At 41.0% G+C, this 14267-nt stretch carries 11 protein-coding genes; 10 read left to right on the plus strand and 1 reads right to left on the minus strand.

Annotation, left to right across the window (positions count from 1 at the left end; genetic code table 11):
- Positions 1-147 precede the first annotated feature (147 nt).
- Both trpC and D9T12_RS01565 read left to right on the plus strand, forming a co-directional pair.
- A complete protein-coding gene (gene trpC, locus D9T12_RS01560; RefSeq protein WP_130536528.1) occupies positions 148-948 on the plus strand; it encodes an indole-3-glycerol phosphate synthase TrpC in 801 nt (266 codons plus the stop codon).
- A 125-nt stretch (positions 949-1073) separates the two neighbouring features.
- Positions 1074-1943 (plus strand): HDOD domain-containing protein, encoded by an 870-nt coding sequence (locus D9T12_RS01565; RefSeq protein ID WP_130536529.1) that lies wholly within the window; start codon positions 1074-1076, stop codon positions 1941-1943.
- 82 nt (positions 1944-2025) lie between these two features.
- On the opposite strand, the gene D9T12_RS01570 is transcribed toward D9T12_RS01565, so the two are convergent.
- Entirely contained in the window at positions 2026-3753 is a 1728-nt protein-coding gene (locus D9T12_RS01570; RefSeq protein ID WP_165395019.1) for an ABC transporter substrate-binding protein, read from the minus strand.
- A gap of 473 nt (positions 3754-4226) precedes the next feature.
- On the opposite strand from D9T12_RS01570, the gene D9T12_RS01575 reads away from it, so the two are divergent.
- Genes D9T12_RS01575 through D9T12_RS01610 form a run of 8 tightly spaced genes read left to right on the plus strand, consistent with a single transcriptional unit; the run spans position 4227 to position 14198 of the window.
- The gene (locus D9T12_RS01575) at positions 4227-5552 is read left to right on the plus strand and encodes a TolC family outer membrane protein (protein ID WP_130536531.1); all 1326 of its coding nucleotides are present in this window, start codon (positions 4227-4229) and stop codon (positions 5550-5552) included.
- 15 nt (positions 5553-5567) lie between these two features.
- The gene (locus D9T12_RS01580; RefSeq protein WP_130536532.1) at positions 5568-6458 is read left to right on the plus strand and encodes a hypothetical protein; all 891 of its coding nucleotides are present in this window, start codon (positions 5568-5570) and stop codon (positions 6456-6458) included.
- A gap of 42 nt (positions 6459-6500) precedes the next feature.
- Entirely contained in the window at positions 6501-7400 is a 900-nt protein-coding gene (locus D9T12_RS01585; RefSeq protein ID WP_130536533.1) for an OmpA family protein, read from the plus strand.
- Positions 7401-7437: 37 nt separating this feature from the next.
- On the plus strand, positions 7438-8091 hold the full coding sequence (locus D9T12_RS01590; protein ID WP_130536534.1) for a transglutaminase-like cysteine peptidase: 654 nt from the start codon (positions 7438-7440) through the stop codon (positions 8089-8091).
- A gap of 32 nt (positions 8092-8123) precedes the next feature.
- Complete coding sequence (locus tag D9T12_RS01595) at positions 8124-10055, plus strand: bifunctional diguanylate cyclase/phosphodiesterase (RefSeq protein WP_130536535.1); 1932 nt, start codon at positions 8124-8126, stop codon at positions 10053-10055.
- Complete coding sequence (locus D9T12_RS01600) at positions 10052-12226, plus strand: type I secretion system permease/ATPase (RefSeq protein WP_130536536.1); 2175 nt, start codon at positions 10052-10054, stop codon at positions 12224-12226. Before D9T12_RS01595 ends, D9T12_RS01600 begins: the two co-directional genes overlap by 4 nt.
- On the plus strand, positions 12223-13566 hold the full coding sequence (locus tag D9T12_RS01605) for an HlyD family type I secretion periplasmic adaptor subunit (RefSeq protein WP_240693209.1): 1344 nt from the start codon (positions 12223-12225) through the stop codon (positions 13564-13566). Before D9T12_RS01600 ends, D9T12_RS01605 begins: the two co-directional genes overlap by 4 nt.
- Positions 13566-14198 (plus strand): response regulator transcription factor, encoded by a 633-nt coding sequence (locus D9T12_RS01610; RefSeq protein ID WP_130536537.1) that lies wholly within the window; start codon positions 13566-13568, stop codon positions 14196-14198. Before D9T12_RS01605 ends, D9T12_RS01610 begins: the two co-directional genes overlap by 1 nt.
- Positions 14199-14267: the final 69 nt, after the last annotated feature.

The following is a 14267-nucleotide window of genomic DNA, read 5'->3' on the forward strand; positions in this document are numbered from 1 at the left end:
TCTATACCGGCCGGTAGAGTTAATAGCTCCGTTTTTTGTCGCTTTTTTCAGCTGTTGGATTGGTCATATTCATGGACGTCAGTCAACTTCGTGCTTAGGGTAAAAAGTGCTAAACTAATGCGCTGATTTTTACACAGGTTTTTTAAGATGAATACGCCGACAATTTTAAAGAAGATTATTCTGCGCAAACTCGAAGAGATTCAAGAGGGTTGTGACAAGATTTCATTGCGTGAAATGAAACAAAAAGCACTGATGATGGCAACCTCGCCGACTAAGGGGTTTGCTGAAGCACTTCAAGCCAAGTTGGATGATGGCAAATCAGGCGTGATTGCTGAAATCAAAAAAGCTTCGCCGTCGAAAGGTGTTTTGCGTGAGAATTTTGATCCTGTTGAAATTGCCAAGAGTTATCAGGAACATGGTGCAGCTTGCTTATCGGTTTTGACGGATAAAGATTTTTTCCAAGGCTCCAATGAGTATCTACAACAGGTGCGTGCTGCGGTCGATTTGCCAATTATCCGTAAAGACTTCATTGTCGACGATTACCAAGTTTATGAAGCGCGTGTGATTGGTGCGGATTGCATTCTATTAATCGCAGCGGCAATTGGCGATGCACAAATGTACGAGTTAACCCAAACTGCTATGCAGTTAGGCATGGATGTGTTGATTGAAGTGCATAACGAAGAAGAATTAGACCGCGCTCTTCAATTGCCTTTGCCAATGATTGGGATTAATAATCGTGATTTACATACCTTTGATGTTTCTTTGCAAACGACTTTAAATATGTTGGACAAGATTCCTGAAGATCGTATTGTTGTGACTGAATCCGGGATCCACTCCCCAGAAGATGTGGCCTTAATGCGTGAGCATCATGTAAATACTTTTTTAGTAGGCGAGGCATTTATGCGCGCGGATAATCCTGGGGAAAAGCTAGCGGAGCTTTTCCGCTAAGACATTTCTAATAAGTTTCATTGCCTCATAAAATTTCGTAATGTTTATTTTGCTAAATAAACATTACGCATTCACTAAGTATTTGAGATGATAGCCATTCTAAGTCGAGTATTGAGGCATAGTAAATGGAATTGTCGCTGCAAGAAAAAGCCAGTAATGCAAAAAATATTTTTAAGGGGCAATCCCTTCCGATGATTCCACAAGAGGTTCTGCTTCTTAAAGAAGAGTTGACAAAGAAATATCCCAATACCGTCACTATCGCTAACCTGATTAGTAAAAATCCTGAAAATCTCTCTCTTTTTTTAAAAATTGCCAACAGTAATGTGGTCAATCAAGATACGCAAATTAAAGATGCTAAGGCTGCGGTGAATTTGATTGGTCTGGGTGATCTGTTTAATCTATTTTTAAGCTCCGTTTTGAGTCGATTATTGGTCACAGAGCCGAGTGATCAAGAAATTATGAAAGAGGGAGTTCAAACTGGAATTGTCGCTGCTGAACTCAGTTATTGGGTGTATGACGTCAGTCGTTCCGAAGCCTTTATGCTGGGGCTTTTGCAAAATATAGGTTATCTATTTATGAGACGGTATGATCCAAACTATGATGATTGGATTGCGAAATTGAAAACGAATCCTTTCACCATGGCAGAGAGTGAATCGCAGTATTATCAAACCGATCATGCTGTTTTAAGTAGTGTGCTAGGACGAAAATGGGATATGCCTGATAAAATTGTGAAACCTGTTATGTTTCATCATGATAAAAAATTTGTGGCAAAACTTAAAAACCATGACGGCTATGCTCAAATGGTTGCGCTAATTATGGTCTCTAGTTACATTGTTTACAGTAGTAGCGACGAGCAATACCTCACCCAAGAGTTAAAGGACTATCGTGATTTAGGTAAAGAGTTTTTGGGTTTGCCTGATAAAGCGTTAAAAGCTGGCAGAGCCGCTTTGGAAAAATGGGGTGGATCTGGAAATTTAATTTCAGGTAGTCATTAATTAGAATCTAGTTAGTCAGGATCAAGGTTTTCGGCATAGGTGTAAATCTAAACAAACGCCTAACCGAAAACCGAAGCAAGTTTTATGAACTGGATTTGAAGCGAGTAAATGTTTCGATTAGTGAATTCAAGTGCTTCTTTTGTTCTGAATCCGGAGCATGACCCATGACAAAAATTGCTGTATCAATAACTTTTCGCCAGCGTGGATTGTTTGGAATCGTTTCTCGACTCAGGTATTTATCCAAGGTACGTGTTTTAGCGGTGCTGCCATCAATTGTTACTCGCCAAAGCTGGCTTTTTTCAGCAAGTTTTATCCTCCCTTTACCAGTGTGAGTTTGCCACATTATTAGAGATAAGTTCATGATTTCTGCTAATCGGGTTTTTTCATCAAAGTCTTGTTCTTGCTTGTTGTTAATGTTTTGTTTATCTAATGCTTGAACTGTATTTTTTTGCTTATCCTCAATAGTTTTAGCATCTTTTTTCACCTGCTCAAAGTCAACTTCATCGAGAAATTCTGTTACATCGATTGCCATGCAAATCATTTGTCCTAAGAGAGGTTCACCATAACGAGAATTGGTCCAATTACAGTTAATGAGTTCCCCTGATTTGGTCGTATTTTCATTAATGGTTTGAATACGGTTACCTGATTCTCGAATTTCCTCAAATAGCTGTGCAATTGCCTCACGGTTATTTTTGCCGACTAAAAAGTCCAAAATATTTTTGCCAATAACTTCGTTCGCTTGCCAGCCAAATGTTTTTTCGGCTTGTCGGTTCCAGTGCTGTACGTGATTGGTTTTATCGATAATCAAAATTGAAATTGGTGCTTCTTGTACTAAGGTTTGGTATTGTTTTTTCTGCTTGTGGAAACGACGGGAAATATAAATTAATGCCAGTAATAGAAGCAGAGTAAAAGAGATGACTACGACTGCCCAGATTAATTTTTGATAGATTTCGGCAACCTTTGTTTCTGATTGGTAGATGAAATTATCCAAATTAGGTACAGAATCGATAAATCCGACGGACATATAAGTTTTAGCAATACGCTCCCAGTGATATTTGGTCATATTGCCGGGGTAGATTCGATCTGTTTGCATTAGTTCTTCCATGACGTTGGCTTCGAACTGTAGCTGTTCATAGGTGCGGTCGGTCACATAAGTGCTTAATATATGACGAATGGTCTCTTCTTTGTTGGTCATAGCATATTGCCAACCACGAAAGCTTGCTTGTCTAAATGCTTCTACAACCTCTAAATGGTTTTCAACCATGTCTTGAGTTGTAAATAAATTATCTCCATAAAAATCAATGCCTGAGCTAATTGGATAAAAAGCTTGATAGTCAATATTTTTGGATTCTAGAGCCGGAATCTCAGTGGTTTTATAAATGCTTGAAACATCAACTTTTTGTGAAATTAAATCAGACAGCGATAATTTGTGCTTATGTAAAATATAATCGCTTTCCTTCAACCCTTTCGCTTCAAGAAATGCAAACAGCTCTGCCGAGTTTTCTTCGATCATTATTTTTTTACCGCGTAAATCCTCAACAGATTTAATATCTGGTCGTGTGGTCACTAAACCAATCGGTGAGTGTTGCAGAATCACGCCCAGAACAACAACAGGTTCCCCGTTCACATACTTTTTAATTAAATCTGTCGTGCCAACACCGAATTCTGCTTCTCCTCGCAGAACTCGTTTGATTGGATTAATGGATGCATCCGCTTCTAAAAAGTCAACAGCAAGCCCAGCTTGGCGATAATAACCAAGCTCTTTTGCCATGTAATAGCCTGCAAATTGGAACTGGTGTGTCCATTTCAAACTCAGTTTCACGTGAGTTAAATCACTATTTTTTGTCATTGCATAGGGTGAATTTAGTGGCAAAAACAGTAAAAATAGGGAAAACGAATAAAAAAAGATACTTTTTACGTTTAGAAATTTTAAGGAATTCATCTTACTTATACATTTTCATTGGCTGATTTAACTTTAAGGAGTGTGCATCAAATTATCTGGAAAAGCCTCTAAATTTAAGCCCGATGCCTAAAATAGTTTTTCCGAGAGATTACCGGCCGGTGGATTATGAGAGTTGGGTTTGACTATATCAAGCAATTCCCTTAATAATCACATTAGAATTCAAACAAATGTTTATTTTTTCCTTTTCAATGAACGTTTTTTCCTATTTTTTCAAATAAATTAGGTATCTTAACCAAAGATTTAAAATAGATTTATTTTGGAAATGGGTCAGAAGACAGAAAAATTACTCAATTAAATTAACTCAAAGGTTAATTCTTTTTATGAAAAATACATACGTTCGATTTGCTTGCGCTTTGTCACTTCTTGGAGTTATCGGAACATCGCAAGCGATGACACTTGAAGAGACTGTTCAGGATGCCATTATCAACAATCCTGAATTTAGAGCTGAAGTTAAGCGTTACCACTCGTTTCAATCCGATGTCAGAGGTGCGGAAAGTGGCTACTACCCGAAAATTGATTTGAATGCCGGAATTGGTTATGAGGAAGTCGATAATCAAACCATCGACAATACTGGAGATGGCCTAACCCGTAAAGAAGCTTCCATTACGGTGACGCAAAATCTATTTAATGGTTTTGGTGACAAAAACGAAATCAAGCGCCAAGAGTACCGAGCGAATGCGCAAGCGCATTCAGTGATTTCAACGGCAAATGATGTTGGTCTTGCGATGGTGCAAGCTTATATTGATATGCTAAAAGAGCAAGAGCTGTCGCAGCTTGCGAAAGACAATATGCGAACGCATCAAAAAATTCTGGATCAGATTATTCAAAGAAATAACGCTGGGATTGGTAACCAGGTTGAAGTTGACCAAGCGCGAGCTCGACTCGCATTAGCAGAATCGAATTATGCAGCGGCAGAAAACAATTTCTATGATGCTCAAGCACGTTTTCGACGTACATTAGGCCGAAATCCAGACAATATGTTAGTTAAGCCTGTTTTCAAGTTTGAGTTGCCTACAACGTTAGAAGAAGCGACCGACATTGCCTTAAAAGAGCATCCAACTGCAAAAGAAGCGAATAGTGATGTCGCTGAAACAAAATTCCAATTTAAGGCTGCTGATCGTTTTCATTTACCTAGGGTTGACCTAGAAGTCGAACGAACCTTTGATGAAAACTTGGCAGGAGTAAAAGGGAAAAACGAATACTTTCAAGCCATGTTGCGTGTGCGTTATAACCTTTACAACGGAGGGCGCGATTCAGCAGGCATTGATCGTACTCATCATGAATATCAAGCGGCAGTTGAAGTCCGCGATAATACGCGCCGTCAGATCATTGAAAATCTTCGATTTGCATGGAACGCACGAACGTATGTTGAAAAGCAGTTAGATTTTATCGAACAGCACATCAAGCTTACCTACGACACCTTAACTGGCTATCGTAAACAATTTACTCTTGGCAGAAGAACGCTTCTTGACTTGTTGAATACCGAAAATGAATATTACAGTGCGACGAAAAACTTGATAACGAGTGAATTTGAGCTATTGAATGCCGAATATCGTGTGTTAGCAGGTATGGGGCATTTATTGCCAAGCTTAAATATCAACTACGATTTCATTGAAACGAAAACTGTCGAAGCGCTAAATAAGTAACTGGTGAGAATATTCATGAAAAACAAAGTTAACCCAATTTTATTCGGCTTTATGTTGGCCAGTAGTGGTGCATTATTGACTGCTTGTAGCGGAACTAATACGAAAACTGATTCTGAAACACCAACGGCTGTTGCTCAACAATCGTCTGAAATCAGTTTGCAGGCTGCCTACGAGCAAAGTTTATTAGCACATCGAAACAGCGGTGTGATTGCTGTAGATAGTTTTGAAAGTAAAGTGCGACAAGTGGTTCGTAGTGAATTGAATTTAGACATGAGTGATTTAGAGTCTGCTGTGAATGGCTCTGAAACTCAGGGTGCTAGTCTTCTTCAAAGGCTGAATGAACTTGATCAAAAGCTTGAAGCATACAAACATGCAAGTTTTAAAGGGAGTGAGTTTGAGCAACTTTGGTCATTGATCCCTGCGCTTCCGGTGCTTGAAGAGCGTAAAGCACTGAAGTTGGCAGTCGAGGCGGATAGTCAACAACCGGTTGTGCTAAAAAATGATCGAATGGCTGAGTTAATCGATTTGCAACTGAACAGTCTGTTTAATAGTTTTGTTATCAGTGTTGATGCTTTAACTCCCGAAACGCAAGTGTTTGAGTCGCAACTTAAAACCCAGCTAAAAGCAGAAGGATTAAATGTTTCTGCACGTCGTCCATCATTAATTTTGCAATATTTTGTGGAAGCTTATGAAGTTGAAGGTGGTTTAGAAGTTATTGGTGACTTTGAATTCAAAGATCGTGATTCAAAACTTTTTAAAGCTTTTAGTACGCAAGTCAATATTGAAAATGCAGGACAAAAAGATGTCAGACAAGCTGCGTTTGAGAGAATTGCAAAGCAATTGTCAGATTTGATGTTAGAACAAGCAAACAAACGTATCACTGACGTCAATAACGCTAAACAATGATTTTTGCCCAAAAAGCAGACAAAAAAGATAAAAGGTTTTTCCATGAAATACATCTGGTTACCAATGACCGCGGCCTTAATGACAAGCTTTACCGTTTCCGCGCAAGAAACTTCCAGTCCACAGCTAAGCAGCGAACAAGTCATCGCTGATAAAGAAATGTCACATGATGATGTCACTCAGCTTTATAAAGACTTGGATTATGACCAAGTTAAAACGGCTAGCGATCAATGCCATAACTCCAACCGAAAACAAGGTGTGAACTCAATAGGGTGCGAGCTGGATACGGACAGAGATGGCGTGTTTGATCACAATGATCAATGTCCGGATACGCCAAGTAACCGGCCGGTAAACTTTCTTGGTTGTGCAGCGGATAGCGATGATGATGGTGTTATTGATCCAAATGATAAATGTCCATTAACGCCGCTTGGCACATTAGTCGATGCGCAAGGTTGTAAAATTGATAATGATTTGGATAAAGACGGTGTGATGAATTCAGATGACCAATGCCCAAACACACCGGCCGGTAGCAAAGTGAACCATAATGGCTGTATTCCTGAAGCTATTGCTCTAGCGAATATTGTTTTTGATACTGGCTCTTATGAAATCCGTGATGATCAAGTTGATTTTCTGCAACAAGATATTAAAGCTCTCAAAGATTTAGAAACTGAAGAAGTGTTACTGATTACCGGTCATACAGATGCTATTGGTAAAGAATCAGACAATATGACTTTATCTTGGAATCGAGCGTCTAGCGTTAAAAAGTATTTAGTTTCAGAGTCACCACTATTTGAAGCAAGTCGCATTTACCTTCTAGGAGCAGGAGAATCACAGCCTATCGCAAGCAACACCTCTGCGAATGGTCGACAACAAAATCGCCGAATTCATTTAGAAGTTATGCCAAGCAATCAACTTCCAGAAAACGCCCAACTTGTATTACCATAGGTGAAAGGTTTTGATTGCTGAGTAGTCTGTTAAAAGCATGAATGGGTTTGGAATTTTAAAATGGCTGGTATTCTGCGTCTTTTTGGCGTTTCCAGCCTATAGCGCAGTACCAACTCAAGTGGTTTCCGATACTGAAATTGGTAAAGCCAGAACTCAATATGGTGAGCTTGCCGCACGCAGGCTTTCTGCGTTGAAAGAGTTAATCGAGACTAACCAAAGCCGTCCAGAACGCCTCAAACTTAACTTGGTGAATGATTTTTTCAGTAAGGTGACCTTTACTGAAGACTCAGTAGCTTGGAAAAAGAAAGATTTTTGGGCAACCCCAGCGGAGTTCTTGGCAAAAGATAAAGGGGATGCGGAAGATTTCGCCATTGCCAAATATTTCAGTCTCATTGCATTAGGTGTCGATGAGAAAAAAATCTATTTCTCGTATGTTACTTCAACACGTCTTAAAAAATCACACATTGTATTAACTTACTTTCGCTCGCCCAAATCAGAACCGCTCATTCTGGATAGCCTGACAGATCGAATTTTGAAAGCCAGCGCGCGCAGTGATTTGATTCCTATCTACAGTTTCAGTGGTCGAGATTTGAATAGCGGATCGCAAAGTGCTTCCAAAAAAGACTTTGCAAGTTCAATGCATCAATGGAGTCAGATGCTTAACCGAATGCAGAAAGGCATAGTGAAATAACTGGTCTCAACCCAGTTACAAAGGATGGTTTCATGAGTTTTAAGTCAAAAATTTTAGGGTTTCTCAGTCTGATGCTGATGGTATTGCTGGTCGGAACTTTTAGCTTGAATATGTCGAATACGCAGGCCTTTCTTGAAAAGCAACTGCAATCCCATGCAAACGATACTGCGACTTCGCTCGGGTTGTCTTTGAGTTCCGTGGCCAATTTGGAAGAACCATCCAGTATTCATGCCATGATTGATGCGGTTTTTGATCGAGGTCACTTTGAGCGAATAGAATTGATTGATATGGATGGAAAGTCCATCTATCAACGCGTCAATAATGAGCTAAACGAGGATATTCCTTCCTGGTTTGTCAATGCGATTGAGCTGCATATTCCAACGGCGAGCGCGGTGGTTCAATCGGGCTGGATGCCAATCGGAAACCTTGAAGTCAAAGGGCATGAAGGTTATGCCTATATTGAACTTTGGGTGTCATTTAAAGAAATTCTGCAATATTTTTTAATCGCGGCAATTGTTTTTCTAATCAGTGCTTATCTTGCCATTAAAGTGTTACTCAGACCTTTGCAAAAAGTTGAGCAGCAGGCGAAAGCGATTGTCATCAAAGAGTACATCTTGCAAGAAGAGATTCCTGACACCACGGAGTTCAAAAACTTGGTGATTGCCATGAATGACATGGTTTCCAAATTAGAGAAAGTGTTTGAGCGTGAAGCGCAAGTCGCTGAGAAATTACGTTTGATGGCCTACCAAGATACGGTAACGGGTCTGAATAATCGCCATTACTTCGACATGATTTTTAACCGGCTGGTGGATGAGAATGAGCGCACAGCTGAAGGTTCAATGTGCTTACTCAAACTCAACGGTTTAAAAGAGCTGAATGATCGTTACGGTTATCAATTGGGTAACGATTTTATCAAACATATTGCCAAGCATTTTTCTGAACAATTGGACTCGCAGGACAGTATTTTTGTGCGCTTAAATGGTATTGAGTTACTGGCAGTGATTCCCAATCAGAAACCAAACAGCATTCGAGATAAAGCATTAGGCTTAATCGAATTGCCGCAACAAGCTGCGACGGCCCTTAATTTAGAAGAGCTACCGGTAGACATCAGTGTTGCCATGATTGAATTCAGCCCAAAACAGTCGCGGGCTGAGCTGTTTACCCAAATGGATGTCTTAATTAAACAAGCAGATGAGGATCATCACCGGCCGGTAAGAATCCAAAGCGATCAAAAACAGGCTGCGGAGTCGGACGCAAGTTGGGAAACTCGTCTGGATAAAGCGATTGAAGATGATCGTTTTCATTTATTCAAGCAATCTTCGTTTGACCATAAACAACAGATTCATGACAGTGAATTGTTGATTCGAATGCAAGATGAACAGGGGAATATGAAGTCTGCGGCTTTCTTTATGCCAGCAGTGGAGCAATTAAATCGCCAGATTGAAATAGACCAGTTGGTTTTAAAGCTTGTGATTGCCAGCCTAACTGACCGGCCGGTAGATATTACTTACTCGATCAATCTGAGTCGCGTTATTCTGGATGACCCAAAATTATTTGATTCTTTGAGACCGATCCTACAGCAGGCCAAAGGTTTAAACTTAGCGTTTGAGTTCCCTGAAAATGCCGTTCAATCACACCTGAAAGCCAGCGGAGTGATTTTCAAAGAATTAAAACAGTTAGGTTTTGAAGTGGGGATTGATCGCATCGGGATGCATGCTTCGAATATGCATTTTTTGAAAATACTTCGTCCCAATTACATTAAACTCGATGGCGCCTTTAGTGAACGTATTGAATCGGATGTTCAAACGCAGTCATATGTCGCTAGTATTTGCGAAATGGCAACAAGCTTGGATATTGAAGTTCTGGCAATGTCCATTGAAAATGCTGAACAGATGGAAGCTTTCCGTAAATCTGGAATTAAGTTTTTCCAAGGGTATTTCTTTGGAACGCCGATGCCAATATGAATGAACAGCAAATAACGGAAATATCCGATAAAGACTCTGAACATATTGAAATTCAAGATGCCTTGCTTGAATGCCTTGTTATTTACACCAAGCAGACACAGCATCCTTATTCAAAAGATGCGTTAGTCGCCGGCTTGCCGATTGAATCGGGACGTTTAACTCCGGATTTGTTTATTCGGGCGGCGCGTCGTGCACAGCTGAATGCCAGTTTTAAAAAACGAACATTGGATGAAATTCCCTCTTTGGTGTTGCCTTGTATTTTGACGCTAAAAGACCAAAAGGCATGTTTATTACAGTCCGTTGACTACGAAAGATCCGAAGCTTTGGTGATTTTTAGTGATGCTCCCGATGGCTGGAAAAAGGTCTCACTGCATAGTCTGAAAGAAGATTATCTAGGGTATGCGATTTATTTGACTCATAGCCATCAGCGAATCCACAAACAAGAAACTCTGATTGATTCAAACAATGGTCATTGGTTTTGGTCAACCGTATGGCTCAGTCGACCGATTTATCGCGACGTGCTGATTGCTTCCTTTGTCATCAATCTGTTTGTTCTCGCGAACCCTTTGTTTGTGATGAATGTCTATGACCGGATTGTCCCGAATAATGCCATGGAATCTCTCTGGGTGCTGGTCATTGGCATTAGTGTAGTCTACCTGTTTGATATTTTGCTCAAATACTTACGCAGTTATTTTTTAGAAATTGCCGCTAAAAAAAGTGATGTACTGATTTCGGCCAAGCTGTTTGAACAGACACTTGGGTTAACGTCTTCCAACCGAACAGGGACCATTGGTGCTTTTGCTAATAACCTCAAAGAATTCGACAGCATCAGAAGCTTTCTGACCTCAAGTACGATTGCGGCTTTGGTGGATTTACCCTTTGTGATTATTTTCCTGACGGTGATTTTCTATATCGCCGGTCAAATTGTTTGGGTGCCTATTCTGATTATCTTGGTGATGGTGATATACAGTCTCGCCTTAAAAGGGCCAATTCAAAAGAGTATCGAAGCGACATTTGAGGCACAAAACCAAAAAAACAGTGTACTGATTGAAACGCTCAGCGCCATGCCGACGATTAAAGCGCTCGGCGTTGAATCACGTATGCAATGGAAATGGGAACAGGCCGTTGGCGAGATTGCGCGCACCAGTCTAAAGTCCAAAATGCTGCAAAGTTCCGTCTCACGAATGACAGGGTATATGCAGCAGATGAGCACCGTACTCGTAGTGCTTGCTGGGGTCTATTTAATTCAAGATGGGGCTTTAACCATGGGCGGTTTAATTGCGGCCGTCATTTTGAGTCAAAGAGCGATTTCACCGATGGGACAAGTGGCCAGTTTATTGGGCGCTTATCAACAAACCAAAACCGCTTTTGAGTCGCTTGATGCTTTAATGGCCAAGGAAATTGAACGTCCAAACGATAAGCGGTTTATCGAGCATCCTGTTTTTGAAGGCGCGATTGAATTTGTCAATGTGACCTTTACTTACCCCGGTGAATCTAAGCCGACCCTCAATAATGTCACGTTTAAAATCAAACCGCGTGAGCGAGTGGGCATTATTGGGAGGATTGGTTCAGGGAAATCAACCATTGAAAAACTAATCCTTGGTTTCTATCCAGTCGATTCTGGAAGTATCTTAATTGACGGCATCGATATTAATCAGCTCGATCCGGCTGAGCTACGTCGTAACATGAATTATGTGCCGCAAGATGTGGTTTTGTTCCGAGGAGATATCCGAGAAAACATTGTTTATCGTGCACCTTTTGTTGAAGACGATGTGTTGCTGAAGGCCTCAAAATTAGCCGGGGTGGATGATTTCGTGCGCAGACATCCGTCTGGATATGCTTTGGCGGTCAATGAAGGAGGAAGTAATCTCTCCGGGGGACAACGACAGAGTATTGGGATTGCCAGAGCTTTATTACTTGATGCGCCATTTTTAATGATGGATGAGCCAACCAATGCCATGGATGGAAAGACCGAACAGAAGTTGATTCAGCGGTTACAAAAGGTGCAATCAGAGGCCACAACGCTGTTGGTGACGCATAAAATGAGCTTGTTGGTTTTGGTAGATCGTTTATTGGTGCTAGAAGATGGAAGACTCCTTTCTGATGGCCCGAAAGACGAAGTGCTAAAAAGCTTAAATGTGAAGATGGTTTCAAAAGGAGCGTCAAAATGAGCTCGCCGATAAAGCCACCCAAAATTGACAAGGCAGACATAGAGTATATTTCCAGTCTCAGTCAGGCGGCCTTGGAAAAACCGACACGCAAATCGGTCTGGATGGTGTGGGTGATTTTGTTGGTGGTCATCTGGCTGATTGTCTGGGCGAATATGGCGGAACTCGATAAGATTGTCCGCGGTGAAGGGAAGGTGGTGCCATCCAGTAAAGTCCAGTTAGTGCAGAACTTGGAAGGCGGGATTATTGATCAAATCCTTGTGAAGTCGGGCGACTCGGTGCAGCAAGGACAGGTTTTGATTCAGTTGGATAACACCCAGTTTGCCAGCTCATTTAGTGAAAAGCTGTTTGAGGTTCAAGCCTTGAAGGCCAAATCGGAGCGTTTGCAAGCTGAAGCCACCGGCCAGAAATTTGTGACCCCAAAATCGTTTGAATCAGACTTTGAGCGTGAGCTTTATCAACGTGAACTCAGCTTGTTTAATGAGCGTCAAAAACAGACCGATATTTCCATTCGCATAATTCAACAACAAGTCATTCAGCACCAAACCGAATTGGATAATGCCTATGATCAAGAGAAACAACTCAATAATTCCTTAACACTGCTTGATCAAGAAATTGAAATGATGAGTCCCTTAGTCCGTCAAGGCTTTGCTTCTGAAGTTGACTTGTTGAAAACCAAGCGAGAACGAAACGATACCTTTGGAAAACTGAACTCGGTTCAGCAGTCCGTCCCGAAATATCGCTCATTGATTAATGAAACCCAGCAAAAAATTGCTGAGATTAAACAAAAAAGTCGCAATGAAGCCCAAGAAGCCCTCAATGAAACTTTGGCCAAAATCTCACAATTAGAGAGTGCAAATGTGGCCTTGGAAGATAAGGTACAACGAACTCAAATTCGCTCACCTGTCAGTGGTGTAATTTCCGAGTTATTAGTTAATACGCTAAGTGAGGTGGTGCAACCAGGAAGCAATCTGGCGAAGATTGTACCGGTTGACGACTCGCTAGTATTGGAAACACGAATTCAACCTTCCGATATCGGTTTTATCTATGCCGGTTTGAAGGCTAAAGTGAAATTCACGGCTTATGATTTCGCCATTTATGGTGGTCTCGATGGTGAAGTCGAACAAGTGTCCGCCGATACCATTACCGATGAAGAGGGCAATAGTTATTACCTCGCACGCATTCGAACCAACAAAAACTTTTTGGGTTCACAAGACAAACCGCTTTATTTGATGCCCGGCATGATGGCGAGTGTCGATGTGATTGTCGGCAAGCAGACAATTCTTGATTATCTGTTAAAACCGATTTTAAAGACCAAAGATTTGGCGTTGAGAGAGTCCTAATGCTTACACAGGAGAAGTTACAGTCCATTCTGCTGTTAAGCCATCAACGAACACGCTTTGCTAGTTGGTTAACGGCGATTCCAGACCTGAAATTACAGCATCTTGATTGTGATGCATCGGTGGAGACTTTCCAGTGCCCGTCGCGCAGTGTTGTTTTTATTCATTGGCATGTGAATCATCCGATTGAGTCTTGGATTACGCTTTGTCAGGATCAACAGTCAGATGTGGTTATAGTTTCTGATCACCCCTCACCGGATGAAGGTTTAAGATTTTTTAAACTCGGTGTTAAGGGTTATATTGCCAGCGATACACATCCCAAGAATGTGTGCCAAGTGATTGATGTTGTTCAGCAAGGAAATGTCTGGTTAGGCCATTCTGTTATGTCGGCATTTATAGAAAATGTTCAACAGGAAAAGCAGGGGAGTGATGAATGGAAACAAGGACTCACGGCGCGTGAAATTGAAACTGCTGAGGCGATTTTGCAAGGCAAAACCAATAAAGAAATTGCGGAGTTGTTTTTTGTTACTGAGCGCACGGTAAAATCGCATGTTCACAATTTACTGGAGAAACTCCAAGTAAAAGATCGTTTAGCGCTGGTGCTTAAAATTCAATCGATTCGACACCCTGAATAGAATCGTTGCAGAAAAAGCTCATAAAAAACGCCTATTTCTTACCGGCCGGTAAAAAATAGGCGTTTCGCT

This window comes from Thiomicrorhabdus indica, from assembly GCF_004293625.1.
GTDB lineage: Bacteria > Pseudomonadota > Gammaproteobacteria > Thiomicrospirales > Thiomicrospiraceae > Thiomicrorhabdus > Thiomicrorhabdus indica.